We start from the raw sequence: 15203 nt of genomic DNA, 5'->3' as shown, positions 1-15203 counted from the left end.
ACCCAGTTAAAACCAGGCCGCGGCGCGTCAACACAGGAGTTCGAACATGGTGGCACTGATACTCGTCTGGATCCTGAACGCGGTGGCCCTGCTGGCCGTCGCCTACCTCTTGCCCGGTATCGTCGTGGCCAGTTTCGGTTCAGCGCTGATCGCGGCGTTGGTGCTGGGCCTGGTCAACATGCTGGTCAAGCCGGTGCTGGTGTTGCTTACCTTGCCCATCACGATCGTCACGCTCGGGCTCTTCCTTATCGTCATCAACGCCTTGTTGTTCTGGTTCGTCGGCTCCGTGCTGAAGGGCTTCCAGGTCAACGGGTTCTGGTGGGCCGTGGGCGGTGCCATTCTGTACAGCATCATCTCTGGCCTGCTTACCAAACTGATCCCCTAATGTCTGACTCGACTTCCCCTGCTTTCAGCCTGGAGTTCTTTCCTCCGCGCGACCTGGCCGGCCAAGAGCGGCTGGTGCGCGCGGCCAAGCAGATGCTGGCCATTCAGCCCAAGTACGTCAGCGTGACCTTCGGCGCGGGTGGTTCCACGCGCGCCGGCACGGCCGATGCCGTGCGCACGTTGCGCAACCTGGGTTGCGATGCGGCGCCTCACTTGTCTTGCGTGGGCGCCACGCGCCAGGATCTGCGCGACATACTCCAGACGTACAAAAGCGAAGGCGTGCGGCGCGTGGTCGCCCTGCGCGGCGACCTGCCCTCGGGCATGGGTGGCGATGCGGGCGAGCTGCGCTACGCCAGCGAGCTGGTGTCGTTCATCCGCGAGGAAACCGGCGACTGGTTCCACATCGAAGTGGCCGCCTATCCCGAAATGCACCCGCAAGCCGCCAACCCGTCGGCTGACCTGGATCATTTCGTGGCCAAGGTGAAGGCCGGCGCCAATGCCGCCATCACGCAGTACTTCTTCAACGCCGACGCCTACTTCGACTTCGTCGACCGGGCCCAGGCCAAGGGCGTGAACGTGCCGATCGTGCCGGGCATCATGCCCATCACGAACCACACGCAACTGCTGCGCTTTTCGGAAATGTGCGGCGCGGAAGTGCCGCGCTGGATTCGCCTGCGGTTGGCGGAGTTTGGTGACGATAAAGCGTCCATCCGCGCCTTTGGCGTGGATGTGGTGACCGAGTTGTGCCAGACCCTGCTGGACAACGGCGCGCCGGGTTTGCATTTTTATACGCTGAACCAGGCAGAAGCACCGCTTGCGGTGTGGAAGGAACTGGCGCTGTAAAGCTTGCGTAGGATGGGTGAAGCGCGCGCGACCCGGCAAAAGAACGCGATGCCGCGCCGCGCGCAACCCATCATTCACGGTCTGGGTTTAATCCGCGTAGACGCCTGCCTTGCGGATGACGACGCCCCATTTGTTGATTTCGGATTGCAGCCAGGTTTGCAGGCCTTCTGGCGTCTGCTTCGATTCCGGAACGATGTCGGCGCCCAGTTCTGCCATTTTCTGCGTGAACGTCGGGTCTTTCAGCGCTGCGCGCAGCGCCGCATTGAACTTGTTGATGGCTTCGGGCGGCGTGCCCTTGGGCGCATAGACGCCGTGCCAGACCTTTACCTCGAACCCCTTCAAGCCGGCTTCCTGCAAGGTCGGTGCATCAGGCAGCGTCTTGATGCGGTCCAGCGTGGTGACGCCGAATAGCTTCACGCGGTCGGCCTTGATCTGCGGGATGGTCTGCGTGGTCTGGTCGCACAGCACGTCCACCTGGCCACCCAGCAACGCCGTCATGGCGGGGGCCGTGCCGGCATAGGGCACCGTGGTGAACTGCACGCCCAGCGCTTCCTGCAGCAGCATGCCGCACAACTGCGATACCGCGCCCAGCCCGGCGTTGGCCAGGTTGATCTTATTGCCGTTTTCGCGCGCGTACTTGATAAAGCCCGTCATGCCGTCGGCCGGCAAGTCCTTGCGGCCCAGCAAGGTCATGGGCACGTCCGCCACCTGGCCAACGTAGGCGAAGTCCGTCAGCGGGTTGTACGACAGCTTGCGGTATAGCGCCGGCGCGGTCGCCATGCCGTTGTGGTGGATCAGGAAGGTGTAGCCGTCGGGCGCGGCGCGCGCCACGTGCTGCGAGGCCAGCGTGCCGCCCGCGCCGGTGCGATTTTCGATCACGACACTTTGCCCCAACGTCTTGGCCATGGACGCGCCCAGGCTGCGCGCGACCACATCGGTCGGCCCGCCGGCCGCGAACGGCACCACCAGCGAAATGGGGTGGTTGGGGTAGGCGCCCTGCGCGCTGGCGGATCCCCAGGCAAGGCATGACAGGGCCAGCACGGGCCAGGCTGCGCGCGTTGCCGCGCGCCCGAAGTAATTGGGCATGTCTCGCTCCTTGTGGTTTTTTCTCGTGCCCGCATGCGTCAACGATCATGCGCAATGCAGGCCGCAACCAGTGTGGCCCGTGTAGCCAAGGATGAGAATTCGCCGTTTCACAAGCCGGGTTTCAGCAAGTGGAAAGGGGGGAAAACGCGGGGGGCAACCCAGGGGGTTACGCGCGCTTGCTCAACTCGGGGCGAGACAGCCGCCGCTATGTAATGCGGCGGGTCTTTAACTCGCCTGGTCTTTGCCCGGATCTTGCGCCAGCACCTGCGGCGTGGGGTAGCTGGGTTCGGGCGCGTTCACCGGTTCAATGCGCAGCGGCTGATGCACGCGGCTCAAGGGCACCAGTGAGCTGGGGTCGTCCGGGTTGGTCCAGAGCGGGTCGGGGATCTCGGCGAAAACCTGGCGCAGGCGTTCGCCCCAGGTGCCGCGGATCATGCGGAAGTACTCGTTGTTTTCGTCGATGCTGGCAAAGTGCGTCACGCGCAGGGCGTTGGTGTCATACACAAGCAAGTCCAGCGGCAGGCCCACGGAAATGTTCGACCGCAAGGTCGAGTCCATGGAAATCAGCGCGCACTTGGCGGCTTCGTCCAGCGACGTGTCGGGGCGTAGCACGCGGTCCAGGATGGGCTTGCCGTACTTGGCTTCGCCGATCTGGAAGTACGGGCATTCCTGGCCGGCTTCAATGAAATTGCCGGCCGCGTAAACCTGGAACAGGCGGCAGCGTTCGGCGCCGATCTGTCCCCCGAAAATGATGCTGACGTTGAAGTCCACGCCTTGCTCATGCAGGGCAGGGGCTTCGCGCTGATAGACCTCGCGCACGGCCGCGCCCACGCAGCGGGTGGCCTCGAACATGTCGGTGGCGGTCCAGATGGTGTCGCCGCCTTCCTCGTGCTGGCGGGCCAGGGCATGCAGCACGGCCTGGCTGACCGCCAGGTTGCCGGAAGTCATCATGACCATGACGCGCTCGCCCGGTCGTTCGAAGACGGTCATTTTTCGGAAAACGCTGATCTGGTCGACGCCCGCATTGGTGCGGGAGTCAGAGAGAAATACCAGGCCAGCGTCAAGGCGGGCGGCTACGCAGTAGGTCATGATCGAAAATTTGGAGAAACCACGCCGCATTGTATTGCGGCGCGGGCGCGGCGGTTATTGCTGGCCGGACGTCTGCACCTGCACGCTGATCTCCATGGATTCCTCGCCGCCGCCGCTGCGCACGCCGCGCACCGGCGAGGCCGAGTCATAGTCGCGCGCCACGGCCAGCCGGCAATGGCTGTCCGAGGCGAACTGGCGGTTGGTGATGTCGACGCTGGTCCAGCCGATATCGGCCAGCCATACGTCGGCCCAGGCATGGCTGGCCGAGTGTTCGGTGGTGGTGTGCACGTAGCCGCTGACGTAGCGGGCGGGCACGCCCAGGCCGCGCACGCAGGCCAGGAACAGGTGGGCGTGGTCCTGGCATACGCCGTGGCCCATTGCCAGGACCTGGTTGGCGGCCGTGGTGACGTCGGTGGTGCCGGGCTCGTAGGCGACCCGGTCGCTGATGGCGTTGGCCAGCGCCAGGATGTCGTCCGGGGTGGTGATGCCGTTGGGCAGCACGCTGCGCACAAAGGCAAGAATGGTGTCGTCGGCTTGCGTCAACGACGTCTGCACGCAATAGGCGTGGACCGGCAGGCGGCTGTCTTCGCCACCCAGCAGGCCGCGCGTCAACGGCGCCACCTGCACCTGCCCCACGACGCGCAATTCAATATCGGTGTGGGGCCGGTTCAAGGTCAGCGTGTGCGTGATGTTGCCGTAGGCGTCCACCTGCTTTTCCAGCGCGCCCGGTGCTTCGATGTTCCAGCGCAGCAGGCGCTGGTGCTCGTCGTCGCGCGGGGTCAGGCGCAGGGTCTGGATGCTGTAGGTGACCGGCGCGGTGTAGCGGTAGTGGGTGATGTGCGTGATGAACTGTTTCATGGTGCTGTCTCCAGGTTATGCCGACAGCGGAACCAGGAAGTCCTGGCTGATCCGGTTGCCCAGGTCGTTGATGCGGTCCAGGAAGTGGTCCAGGTATTGGTGCAGGCCACTATCCAGGATGTCTTCGACGCGGCCGAATTGCAGCTCGGCGCACAGCATGCCCGCGCGCCGCTGGGTTTCGGTCGAGCGCTGGTTCGATACGCGCGCCAGGTCCTCGGATACCGCGCGCATCGACGCCAGTAGCGAACGGGGCATGTCGGGGTGCAGGATCAGCAATTCGGCCACGCGATCGGGCGTGATGACGTCGCGATACACCTTGCGGTAGATCTCAAGCCCGGACACAGAACTCAGCAGCGCTGACCAGCGATAGAACTCGCTTTGCAAGGCGGCGGTGCCGGTGGGTTCGCCACGGGGCTCCATCGTGCCGTTGCTGCCGCGTTCGTGGAACTTCACGTCCAGCATGCGGGCGGTGTTGTCCGCGCGCTCCAGATGCATGCCGATGCGCAGGAAGTAAAGCGCCTCGTCTTCGAGCATGGTGCCGATGGTGACGCCACGCGCCAGGTGCGAGCGGAACTTCACCCATTCGAAGAATTCACCGGGGTTGCGTTCCAACAGGCCGGTGTGCAGGTGCTTGAGCAGTTCCAGCCAGGTGGTGTTGTACGTTTCCCAGACTTCGGTGGTCAGGCTGCCGCGCACGGCGCGCGCGTTTTCGCGGGCGGCGCGCATGCAGGAATAGATGGACGAGGCGTTTTCCGGGTCACGCACCATGTACTGCAGCACGTCGTGCGGCGAGATGGACGCGTACTTGCTTTGATATAGCCCTTGCAGTTCAGAGATGCGCAGCACGCCCAGCCACGAGCCTTCGCGCGTTTGCGTGTCTTGCGGCAGCAGCGACATCTGCAGGTTCACGTCCAGCATGCGCGCGGTGTTTTCAGCGCGCTCAATGTAGCGGCACATCCAGAACAGATTGTCGGCGGTACGGCTCAGCATGTTCAGTCCTCCAGAACCCAGGTGTCTTTGGTGCCGCCGCCCTGGCTGCTGTTGACCACCAGCGAGCCTTCGGTCAGCGCCACGCGGCACAGGCCGCCGGGCACCGTGCGGATGTCTTTGCCGCACAGCACGTAGGGGCGCAGATCCACGTGGCGCGGCGCCACGCCGGATTCCACGTAGGTGGGCACGGTGGACAGCGCCAGCGTGGGCTGAGCGATGTAGTTGCTGGGGTTGGCGCGCACGCGGTCCTTGAAGGCGTCGATCTCGGCATGGCTGGCGGACGGGCCCACCAGCATGCCGTAGCCGCCGGCGCCGTGCACTTCCTTCACCACCAGTTCGTGCATGTTGGCCAGCACGTGGGAAAGCTCGCTGGGCCGGCCGCAGCGCCAGGTCGGCACGTTGGACAGGATGGGTTCTTCGCTGAGGTAGAACCGAATCATGTCGGGCACGTAGAGATAGGTGGACTTGTCGTCGGCGATGCCGGTGCCGATGGCGTTGGCCAGCGTGACGCGGCCGGCGCGATACACCGACAGCAGTCCGGGCACGCCCAGGGCGGAATCGGCGCGAAACGACAGCGGGTCTAGAAAGTCGTCGTCCAGGCGGCGGTAGATGACGTCCACCTTGCGCGGGCCTTGCGTGGTGCGCATGTAGACGGTGTTTTGTTCGACGAACAGGTCTTGTCCTTCGACCAGCTCCACGCCCATCTGCTGCGCGAGGAAGGCGTGTTCGAAGTAGGCCGAGTTGTACATGCCGGGCGTCAACACCACCACGGTGGGGTCGTCGCCACCATGCGGGGCGACTTCGCGCAGGTTGTCCAGCAGCAGGTCGGGGTAGTGCGCCACGGGTTCGACCTTGATGCGGCTGAAGGCGTCGGGCATCAAGCGCATCGACATCTTGCGGTTTTCAAGCATGTAGGACACGCCCGAGGGCACGCGCAGGTTGTCTTCCAGCACATAGAATTCGCCCGCGCCGGCCCGCACGATGTCCACGCCGGCGATGTGGCAGTAGATGTCCTCGGCCACGTCCACGTCCTGCATTTCGGGGCGGTACTGGGCGTTCAGAAAGACCTGTTCGGCCGGCACGATGCCCGCGCGCACGATGTCGTGGCCGTGATAGATGTCGTGGATGAACATGTTCAGCGCGCGCACGCGCTGCTTCAGGCCGGCTTCCAGGTGCCGCCATTCGTCGGCGGGAATGATCCGGGGGATCAGGTCGAACGGGATCAGGCGTTCGGTGCCGGCGGCGTCGCCCGCTACCGAAAAAGTAATGCCGACCCGGCGAAAGCTCAGGTCGGCTTCCAGGCGGCGCACGGCCATGGCTTCAGCCGATTGCTCTTGGTGCCAGCGTTCGAACGCCTGGTACTGGGAGCGGATGCCGCCTGCGCCTTGGCGCATTTCGTCATAAGCGGCGGGACGGGATGTTCTGTCCTTCATGGCTCCTCCGATGCTGTGCTTGCTGCCGGCTTGTGGGTGGCCGGCTTGCACGCGGTCAACCCGGCCAATGCTCGGCCGGTCACAAACTAATAAGCAACCCGCGTGCCAGCTTTTGGGGACACGCCTTTGGGGAAATATCCTCTCAAGGGCGCTGAAACACCATCCCCTCGGCGGTTGATGGCACCGCTTTGGTGCGCGCCGCCGGGCGGTTCTGGTGCGTCAGTTCATGCGGAACGTATGCAGGGTGGTGCCGCCCGTGGTTCCTTGCGAAAGTGGCGCCTCGGGTACCCAGCCGTCCTGGGTCAGCACGGCGTCCAGCGGAAAGTCGTGCGGCGCGGCCTGGTAGTCGGCGTCCAGCTCGCCGCAGCTCCAGGCGATGCCGATGGTGATGAACGGGTGGCCCCGGTCGCGCAAGGCGGCCAGCGTGCGGTCGTAGTAGCCCGCGCCGTAACCCAGGCGGTCGCCGTGTTCCGTGTAACCCAGCGTGGGTACCAGGACCACGTCCGGCAGCACGTCGGGGCCGGCCACGGGTTCCTGGATGCCGTACGGGCCGGCGCGAAGCTCGGCATCGGGCGTCCAGGGCAGGAAGGCCAGCGGGGCATTGCGCTCGCGCACCACGGGCAGCGCCACGGCCACGCCGTTTTCCACCCATTGCGTCAGCAGCGGGCGCAGGTCGGGTTCGCCTTCCAGGGGCCAGAACGCGGCCACGGTGGCGGGCGCAGCGCGGCCCGCGCGCACGGCCTCGTCGCGGGCCACGTTCAGCCAGGTGAACAGCCGCGCGCGCATCAGCAAACCGCCGCGGCTGCGCTGGTCTTCGGGCATTTCGGCACGCAGTTTCCGCAATCGCGTACGGTGCTGGACTGCGGTATCCTCTGGAGTATTTTGCGTAGTCATGCAGTGGCTGTAATGGGGGTGAACAATGAAGGCGAAGATGAAAGCAAAGCTGCTGGCATCGGACGTGCAAGGCGGCGTGCAAGGCGCCCTGCAAAGCAGCGTGCCGATGTGCATACAGGCGTGCGGCAAGGCCTGGGTATGACGGTAAATGAGGGACGCGGCATGACACAAGCGCAGCAATCTGGACGGTATCAGAAAACTCGCCGGAAATCCCCGCAAGGCGCGTTCGCGCCGGACCCCCGCGCTGGCCTGCGCCGTTGGTTGCCCTTGCTGGCGCTGTTCACCGCCGCCTGTGCGCCGGTTGATGCCCAGCAGCGCAACGCCGCCATCAGCGCGCAAGCCCAAACCGCCGCCCAAACGTCCCAACCCGCCCAACCCGTTATTGCCGTGCCGCCGGCCGTGCTGGCCGGCCTGCCGCCCACCGCCGATACGCCCGCGCTGACCGCCGTGGTTGCCGCGCGCGAGGCCATGACCCGCAAGCAATGGTCCATCCTGGGCGCGCTGGTGCCGCAGGCCAAGCCCGACATCCTGGGCATGTACCCCGAATACTGGCTGCTGCGCTATCAACTTTGGACGGTGCCCGCCAGCGCCCGGCCCACCGCCGACCTGCAACGCTTCATCAGCAGCAACGGCGACGCCTATCTGGCTGACCGCCTGCGCGGCGACTGGCTGCTGGCCGCCGCCCGCAGCGGCGACTTCGACACCGTGCGCAAGCTGGCGCCCGTGAAGAACAGCAACGCCCAGATCGAATGCGCCATCCTTGACGCCAAGCACATGAGCGGCCAGCGCGCCACCGCCGAGCAGGCGATGTCGGTGTTCGCGCCGGGCAGCGCCTGCTGGGCGCTGTACGACCAACTGGTGGCGGACGGCGTGCTGGGGTGGGAACAGTTGGAACCGCAGTTGCGCGATGCCATCGAGGCCGACAAGACGTCCGACGCGCGCAAGCTTGTGCAATACATGTTCGAGCCGCGCGATCTGAAAACCTACGACGTCCTCATGAAGGACCCGATGAAGTGGCTGACCCGCCAAGACCGCATGCCGGTGGGCCGCAACGAGAAAGAGCTCGTGACGATCGCGCTGGCCCGCTTGGCGCGTTCGGACGTCAGCGTGGCCGATTCCTACCTGCGCCGCGAATGGGCCAAGTCCATGTCCAAGCCGAATCTGGCCTGGGTGCGCGGGCAATATGCGCTGGTCGCCGCGCTGCGGATGGATAGCCGCGCCGATGACTGGTACCACGAGGCCGGCCACATCCGCATGACGGAATACAACGCCGGCTGGAAGGTGCGCGCCGCGCTGCGTCAGCCGAAGATTGACTGGAAGTGGGTGATTGCCTCGATCGACGAGATGCCGGCGTCGCAGCGCAACGACCCATCGTGGGTGTACTGGAAGGCGCGCGGGCTGGCGGCCACCGGCCACAAGGATGACGCCAACGCCCTGTACGCCAGCATTGCCGACCGCTTCGATTTCTACGGCCAGTTGTCGTCTGAAGAGTTGGGCCGGCGCATCAACGTGCCGCCGCGCCCGGCGCCCATCACCGACAGCGAAATCGCCGAAGCGCGGGCCAACCCCGGCTTGCAGCGTGCCGTGCAATTGTTCCGCCTTGGCTGGCGGGGCGAGGCGGTGCCCGAATGGAACTTCACGCTGCGCGGCATGAGCGACCGCCAACTGATGGCCGCCGCCGAACTGGCCCGCGCCGAGAACATCTACGACCGCGTGGTCAACACGTCCGACCGCACGGAAAAAGAGTTCGACTTCACCCAGCGCTTCATCGCGCCGTTTGAAGGCCGCGTCACGGCCAAGGCCAACGCCATCGCATTGGACCCGGCTTGGGTCTATGGCCTGATCCGCCAGGAATCGCGTTTCATCATGGACGCGCGTTCGCACGTGGGTGCGTCCGGCCTGATGCAGTTGATGCCGGCCACGGCCAAGTGGGTGGCGGGCAAGATCGGCATGACGGATTTCACGCCGTCCAGCGTGAACGATTTCGACACCAATACCGTCCTGGGCACCAACTACCTGAACATGGTGCTGCGCGACCTGGATGGGTCGCAGATGATGGCCAGCGCCGGCTACAACGCGGGGCCCCGGCGTCCGCAAAATTGGCGCGCGACCTTCTCGCATCCCATTGAAGGCGCCATTTTTGCCGAGACCATCCCGTTCAACGAAACCCGCACCTACGTGAAGAACGTGATGTCCAACGCGGTGTACTACGCGGCGATGTTCAGCGGCCAGTCGCAGTCCCTGAAAGAGCGTCTGGGCAGCATCACGCCGCTGGGCGCCGAGAGTACCGCGGCCCGATGATGCAGGACCCGACGCAAGACCCGGCCATCGACGGCTTGCAGGTGTATATCGTGGGCGGCGCGGTGCGTGACGCGCTGCTGGGCCTGCGGCCCGGCGACCACGACTGGGTCGTGGTGGGCGCCACGCCTGAAGACATGGTCCGCCGTGGGTTCATTCCCGTTGGCGGCGATTTTCCCGTGTTCCTGCACCCGCGCACCAAAGAGGAATACGCGCTGGCGCGCACCGAACGCAAGTCCGGCCGGGGCTACAAGGGCTTTACCTTCTATACCGGCGCCGACGTGACGCTGGAAGAAGATCTGCGCCGCCGCGACCTGACCGTCAACGCCATCGCCCAGACGCAAGACGGCGAATTGGTCGACCCGCTGGACGGCGCGGCCGATGTGCGCGCCCGTGTGTTTCGCCATGTGGGGGAAGCGTTTCAGGAAGACCCCGTGCGCATCCTGCGCCTGGGCCGCTTCGCGGCGCGCTTCGATGATTTCACGGTGGCGCCCGAAACCCTGGCGCTTTGCCAGCGCATGGTCCAGGAAGGCGAGGCCGACGCGCTGGTGGCCGAGCGCGTCTGGAAAGAACTTTCGCGCGGCCTCATGGCGAAGAAGCCGTCGCGCATGCTGGACGTGCTGCAAGATTCCGGCGCGCTGGCCCGTGTGATGCCCGAACTGCAAGGGGTCAAGGAAGCCGGCGCCAACGTGGACCGGGCGGCGGAGCAGGGCTTGTCGCTGGCGGGGCGCTACGCCTTGCTGTGCCGTTTGACGCCGGAGCGCGAGGCCCTGGGTCGGCGCATGCGCGTCCCCACCGAATGCAACGACTACGCACGCCTGCTGCCGGAAGTGCTGACGGGTCTGGAAGTGGTGGAAAGTGATACGGGCGCGGACATGGCCAGTGACGCGTCCACGGAAGCGCAGTTGGCGCTGATGGAGCGCGTCGATGCACTGCGCAAGCCTGACCGGTTTTTTGATCTGTTGAAGACGGCGTCGATCTTGCGGCCCGTGGACATGGCCGTCTGGCAGTCGCGAGTGGACGCCGTGCGCGGCGTGGATGCCGGCGCCATCGCCAAGGCTTGCGCCGGTGACCCGGCCCGTATCAAGGACAGCGTCCGGCGCGCGCGGCTGGATAGGCTGCGCGCGGGCTGAGGCCGGCGGCTACAGCTTGCCCAGGCGGTCGCCGCGCGAGAACCCGGCCAGCGGTTCCGTCATGCCCCGGCCCACGGCCAGCACCTTGAAAAGTTCGCCCATTTCGGCTTCGGACAGCAGCTTTTGCACTGGCGCCACCGCCTGCGCGTATTGCTGCGCATCCGAGGGGTCCAGTTGCGCCAGCAGATCCATCAGCCCGGCGTTCATCAGAAAGCGCGCCTGCGACGTGTAACCCAACACCTGCAAACCGGCCTCTAGCGCCGCATCCGCCATGGCCGTGAAATCCACGTGCGCGGTGATGTCCTGCAGCCCCGGCGCGGTGAAGGGATCGCCATGCGCGTGATGGCGCAGATGGCACATGAGCGTGCCGCCCGCGCGTTGCGGATGGTAGAACTCGCTGCGCGGAAAGCCGTAATCCACCAGCAGCGCCGCGCCGCGCTCCAGCCAACTGCCCATGGCGGCAATCCAGGCTTCCCCCTGCAGATTGATTTCGGATACGTAGCCGGGCAGCGCCGGCATGCGCGCGGCCACGGCCTGCGCCAGTGCGGCCGGCGCGGGCCGGTCGCTCCAGACAAAGCTCTGCTGCGCATCCAGCGCCACGCCGCGCTCCAGCACGGCGCTGTCCTCGCTCCAGCAAAACAGGGAAACGGGCATCGCGTCCAGCACCTCGTTGGCCAGCACGCAGCCCGCGAACGCGTTGGGCAGTGAATCCAGCCATTGCACGCGGTTGCCGAACGACGCCAGCCTTTCGGCCTGACGCGCGCGCAGGTCGGCCGACACTTCCAGAATCAGGTATTGCGTCTGGTCCAGCCCCAGCGCGTCCAGCTCGTGCAGCATGCCTTCAGCCAGTGCGCCGGTCCCCGCGCCAAATTCCAGCACCGTTTGCGTTCCGGTTTGGCGCAGCACCTGGGCCGCCTGGCGGGCGATGGTGCGGGCGAACAGCGGAGTCAGTTGCGGCGCGGTGACGAAGTCGCCGGCGGGTGCCTTGGCGCCATCATCCGCGTCAGCCAGTTTGACGTTGCCGGCCGCGTAGTAGCCCAGCCCGGGGGCGTACAGCGCCTCCGCCATCCAGTGATCGAACGGCAGCCAGCCGCCATTGGCGGTGATCGTCTTGCGCAAATGCGCGGCGGTGGCGTCGCTGTGCGCCTGGGCGGCGGGCGATAGCGGGGGAAGGTTGGCGGGCGCGGGGCGTTGCATGGTCGAGGAAGGCGTGGTCATGGGCGCATTTTCCCAAAAAAAGAACGGCGACGCTGGGCGTTGTTGCGCGTTGTTGGGCGCTTCAGTTTGGGGCCGCCCCAAAAACAAACCCCGCGACAGGCGCGGGGTTTGGTGGGGATCAAGCGATCAAGCGGGCAAATTAGCCGCGGCGATCAGCCGGCTTGGCAAAGCGCTTGGCGGGGCCGCCGGGGCGCTTGTCAAACGAGGGCTTGGCGCGGAAGCCGCCTTCCGGACGGTCGCCGCCACGGAAGCCGCCTTCACGAGCGGGACGATCGCCGAAGCTGGGGCGGGCGTCACGGTCAGCGCCGCGGAAACCGCCTTCACGGGGAGCACGCTCGCTGAACGGGCGGGCATCGCGCTGGGGGCGGTCGCCAAAGCTGGGACGGTCGCCGCCGAAGCTCGGACGGGCATCACGGTCACCACCACGGAAGCCGCCTTCACGCGGGGGACGGTCGCCGAACGGGCGATTGCCCTGGTAGCCGCCTTCGCGTTGGGGACGATCACCGAAGCTGGGACGATCGCTGAACGAACGGGCCGGACGGTCGCCGAAGGGGCGATTGCCTTGGTAGCCGCCTTCGCGCGGGGCGCTGTCGCGGTTGCCTTGGTAACCACCTTCACGCGGCTTGAATTCGCCACGGGGAGCGGCGCCTTCACGCGGGCCGCCAAACGAACGGCCTTCGCGGTTGCCTTGGTAGCCGCCGCCTTCATGGCGCGAACCACCGAAACCACCAGGACGCTTGCCGAACGGCTTGCCGCCACGCGGGGCGCCGCTGCCGCCGGCCGACGGACGCGGCGTGCGCTTGGGTTCCAGACCGGCGATGGTTTCCGGCGTAATCGTTTGGCCGATGTAGTGCTCGATACGGCGAACCTTGTGGCGCTCGGAGTGCGTGGCCAGCGTGAACGCCAGGCCGCTGCGACCGGCGCGGCCGGTACGGCCGATACGGTGCACGTAGTCTTCGGCTTGCATCGGCAGGTCGAAGTTGACGGCGTGGCTGATGCCTTGCACGTCGATGCCGCGGGCGGCAACGTCGGTGGCAACCAGAATGCGCAGTTGGCCGCGTTGCAGTTGCGACAGCGTACGGGTGCGCTGGCGCTGGTTCATGTCGCCGTGCAGGGCAGCGGCGGCAAAGCCTTGGTCGGCCAGGCGATCGGCCAGGTCGTCAGCGCCACGCTTGGTGGACGTGAAGACGATGGCTTGATCCAGCTTGGCGTCGCGCAGCACGTGATCCAGCAACTGCATCTTGTGGCCGGCGTCGTCCGCGTACAGCAGGCTTTGCGTGATGTTGGTGTGCTTTTCCTTGGCGCCGGCCATCTCGATACGCTGCGGGTCGCGCATCATCTTCGCGGCCAGCTTGGCAATCGTGCCGTCCAGCGTGGCCGAGAACAGCAGCGTCTGGCGGTCTTCCGGCAGGCGGCTGACGATGGTTTCGATGTCTTCAATGAAGCCCATGTCCAGCATGCGGTCGGCTTCGTCCAGCACCAGCGTGTGCACGGTGTTCAGCTTGACGCGACCCGATTGCAGGTGATCGATCAGGCGGCCGGGGGTGGCGACCAGCACGTCAACGCGACGCGACAGGGCCTTCAATTGGGCGCCGTAGGGCATGCCGCCGACGACGGTGGCGGTGCGCAGGTCAGCCAGCTTGCGGCCGTAGGTGGCCGTGGCTTCGGTGACTTGCAGGGCCAGTTCGCGGGTCGGGGTCAGCACCAGCACTTGCACGCCGACGCCCTTGTTGGCGGGCATCTGGGCAATACGGTGCAGGGCCGGCAGCATGAAGGCGGCGGTTTTGCCGCTACCCGTTTGCGAGGACACCATCAGGTCGTGGCCGGCCAGCGCTTGCGGAATGGCGGCAGCTTGGACCGAGGTGGGGGTATTGAAGCCAGCTTCTTGAACGGCCGACAACAGAGCGGGTGCAAGACCCAGGTTTTCGAAAGACATTACTTTCCCTTGCCGCAGACAATGCGACGCAGTGCTTGGTCGGGCCAGGGGATTAGGCGGCCGGATCCAGGCGACGGTTGATGGAGCATCGTGCCGACCGAATCAACCGTGCGCGTGGCGCGTTCTCTTGTACAGATTGGAACGCAGGGCGAAAGGAAAGGAGGTCAGGAATCGATGATAGTTCGGCATGGGGCCCGGGCTAGGTTGCCCGGCGGACTGCAAAAAATGCCGCTAAATCAAAGCGGTAAATGCCGAACTCGTTTTGTGCAGTGCGGCGATCATAACCCGAATTCGCCTTGCAAGGGAATTACTTTTTTGTCCAGTCCCCAATCAATAGGGTTTTTCCCTTGGTTCACCAGCCATGCATTGGTCATCTGGAAGTGCCCGCAGCCCAGGAAAGGCACGGGCGGCCTGCGGGCGGACAGCGGCGAGGGGTGGTTGGACATCAACACCAGATGGCCATTGTTGTCCGGCAGCAACAAACGCTTGGCCTGGGCGTGTGCGCCCCACAGCATGAACACCTTGGGCGCGGGGTCGCGCGCAACCAATGAGATCAGCGCATCGGTCACCGTTTCCCAGCCGCGCTTGGCGTGCGAGGCGGGCTGGCCGTCTTCCACCGTCAGGCAGGTGTTCAAGAGCAACACCCCCTGTTCCGCCCAGGAGCTGAGGTCGTTGCCGGCGGGGAGGGCGGTGCCCGGGTATTCCTGCGCGATTTCGTTGAAGATGTTGCGCAGGCTGGGCGGGCGCTTGCAGTCGTCGGGCACCGAGAATGCCAAGCCTTGCGCTTGGCCGGGGCCGTGGTAGGGGTCTTGCCCCAGGATCACCACGCGCACATCCGATGGCGCCAGGCCGTGCAGGGCGCGAAACGGCGTGGCGGGGTACACGACCGCGCCGTCGGCAAGGCGCTTTTCCACGTGAGCGGTGGCGGATGCCAGTGCGTCGGCCACGGCGCGCGGCGTGAAAGCCGCAGCCCAGGCGGCGGGAAGTTCAGCCGTCTGGGCGGCAAGGGCGTGGGGAGTCAGGCGGTTATCAATCGGCATG

General features: G+C 65.8%; 13 protein-coding genes. 4 read left to right on the top strand and 9 right to left on the bottom strand.

Annotated elements, in window-relative coordinates; genetic code table 11:
* Positions 1-49 precede the first annotated feature (49 nt).
* Entirely contained in the window at positions 50-385 is a 336-nt protein-coding gene (locus M2361_RS18205) for a phage holin family protein (protein WP_050446250.1), read from the top strand.
* Positions 385-1227, top strand: coding sequence for a methylenetetrahydrofolate reductase [NAD(P)H] (metF, locus tag M2361_RS18200; RefSeq protein ID WP_259251030.1), 843 nt, complete (start codon positions 385-387; stop codon positions 1225-1227). The genes M2361_RS18205 and metF overlap by 1 nt, the downstream gene beginning before the upstream one ends.
* Positions 1228-1314: 87 nt before the next feature.
* Here the strand turns inward: metF and M2361_RS18195 are convergent, their stop codons facing one another.
* From M2361_RS18195 to M2361_RS18170, 6 genes are all read right to left on the bottom strand, one after another.
* The gene (locus M2361_RS18195) at positions 1315-2313 is read right to left on the bottom strand and encodes a tripartite tricarboxylate transporter substrate-binding protein (RefSeq protein WP_259251029.1); all 999 of its coding nucleotides are present in this window, start codon (positions 2311-2313) and stop codon (positions 1315-1317) included.
* A gap of 225 nt (positions 2314-2538) precedes the next feature.
* Positions 2539-3402: a proteasome-type protease gene (locus tag M2361_RS18190; protein WP_259251028.1), complete on the bottom strand. Its 864-nt coding sequence runs from the start codon at positions 3400-3402 to the stop codon at positions 2539-2541.
* A gap of 54 nt (positions 3403-3456) precedes the next feature.
* On the bottom strand, positions 3457-4260 hold the full coding sequence (locus tag M2361_RS18185; protein ID WP_050446175.1) for a transglutaminase family protein: 804 nt from the start codon (positions 4258-4260) through the stop codon (positions 3457-3459).
* A 15-nt stretch (positions 4261-4275) separates the two neighbouring features.
* Positions 4276-5250 carry an alpha-E domain-containing protein gene (locus tag M2361_RS18180; RefSeq protein ID WP_259251026.1) on the bottom strand — a complete coding sequence of 325 codons (975 nt, stop codon included), beginning with the start codon at positions 5248-5250 and terminating at the stop codon, positions 4276-4278.
* Between the two features lie 2 nt (positions 5251-5252).
* The gene (locus M2361_RS18175) at positions 5253-6683 is read right to left on the bottom strand and encodes a circularly permuted type 2 ATP-grasp protein (protein WP_100853887.1); all 1431 of its coding nucleotides are present in this window, start codon (positions 6681-6683) and stop codon (positions 5253-5255) included.
* 219 nt (positions 6684-6902) lie between these two features.
* On the bottom strand, positions 6903-7577 hold the full coding sequence (locus tag M2361_RS18170) for a 5-formyltetrahydrofolate cyclo-ligase (RefSeq protein ID WP_259251023.1): 675 nt from the start codon (positions 7575-7577) through the stop codon (positions 6903-6905).
* A gap of 162 nt (positions 7578-7739) precedes the next feature.
* On the opposite strand from M2361_RS18170, the gene M2361_RS18165 reads away from it, so the two are divergent.
* Positions 7740-9878, top strand: coding sequence for a lytic transglycosylase domain-containing protein (locus M2361_RS18165; protein WP_259251022.1), 2139 nt, complete (start codon positions 7740-7742; stop codon positions 9876-9878).
* Positions 9878-11008, top strand: a complete 1131-nt coding sequence (locus M2361_RS18160; RefSeq protein WP_259251521.1) for a CCA tRNA nucleotidyltransferase — start codon at positions 9878-9880, stop codon at positions 11006-11008. Before M2361_RS18165 ends, M2361_RS18160 begins: the two co-directional genes overlap by 1 nt.
* A gap of 9 nt (positions 11009-11017) precedes the next feature.
* On the opposite strand, the gene M2361_RS18155 is transcribed toward M2361_RS18160, so the two are convergent.
* From M2361_RS18155 to M2361_RS18145, 3 genes are all read right to left on the bottom strand, one after another.
* A complete protein-coding gene (locus M2361_RS18155) occupies positions 11018-12205 on the bottom strand; it encodes a class I SAM-dependent methyltransferase (RefSeq protein WP_259251520.1) in 1188 nt (395 codons plus the stop codon).
* Between the two features lie 160 nt (positions 12206-12365).
* A complete protein-coding gene (locus tag M2361_RS18150; RefSeq protein WP_100853889.1) occupies positions 12366-14162 on the bottom strand; it encodes a DEAD/DEAH box helicase in 1797 nt (598 codons plus the stop codon).
* Positions 14163-14440: 278 nt separating this feature from the next.
* Positions 14441-15202, bottom strand: coding sequence for a uracil-DNA glycosylase (locus tag M2361_RS18145; protein WP_259251020.1), 762 nt, complete (start codon positions 15200-15202; stop codon positions 14441-14443).
* Between the last annotated feature and the right edge of the window lies 1 nt (position 15203).

This window comes from Achromobacter sp. JUb104 (assembly GCF_024806975.1).
Taxonomy (GTDB): domain Bacteria; phylum Pseudomonadota; class Gammaproteobacteria; order Burkholderiales; family Burkholderiaceae_B; genus Achromobacter; species Achromobacter spanius.
Note: the sequence above shows the minus strand (reverse complement) of the source record. Positions and strands in the feature narration are given on the sequence as shown.

Bases quoted from the DNA above. Each gene is read 5' to 3' on its own strand.
- metF (WP_259251030.1), top strand. From the start codon at position 385: ATGTCTGACTCGACTTCCCCTGCTTTCAGCCTGGAGTTCTTTCCTCCG.
- M2361_RS18195 (WP_259251029.1), bottom strand. From the start codon at position 2,313: ATGCCCAATTACTTCGGGCGCGCGGCAACGCGCGCAGCCTGGCCCGTG.
- M2361_RS18190 (WP_259251028.1), bottom strand. From the start codon at position 3,402: ATGACCTACTGCGTAGCCGCCCGCCTTGACGCTGGCCTGGTATTTCTC.
- M2361_RS18185 (WP_050446175.1), bottom strand. From the start codon at position 4,260: ATGAAACAGTTCATCACGCACATCACCCACTACCGCTACACCGCGCCG.
- M2361_RS18180 (WP_259251026.1), bottom strand. From the start codon at position 5,250: ATGCTGAGCCGTACCGCCGACAATCTGTTCTGGATGTGCCGCTACATT.
- M2361_RS18175 (WP_100853887.1), bottom strand. From the start codon at position 6,683: ATGAAGGACAGAACATCCCGTCCCGCCGCTTATGACGAAATGCGCCAA.
- M2361_RS18170 (WP_259251023.1), bottom strand. From the start codon at position 7,577: ATGACTACGCAAAATACTCCAGAGGATACCGCAGTCCAGCACCGTACG.
- M2361_RS18165 (WP_259251022.1), top strand. From the start codon at position 7,740: ATGACACAAGCGCAGCAATCTGGACGGTATCAGAAAACTCGCCGGAAA.
- M2361_RS18160 (WP_259251521.1), top strand. From the start codon at position 9,878: ATGCAGGACCCGACGCAAGACCCGGCCATCGACGGCTTGCAGGTGTAT.
- M2361_RS18155 (WP_259251520.1), bottom strand. From the start codon at position 12,205: ATGCAACGCCCCGCGCCCGCCAACCTTCCCCCGCTATCGCCCGCCGCC.
- M2361_RS18150 (WP_100853889.1), bottom strand. From the start codon at position 14,162: ATGTCTTTCGAAAACCTGGGTCTTGCACCCGCTCTGTTGTCGGCCGTT.
- M2361_RS18145 (WP_259251020.1), bottom strand. From the start codon at position 15,202: ATGCCGATTGATAACCGCCTGACTCCCCACGCCCTTGCCGCCCAGACG.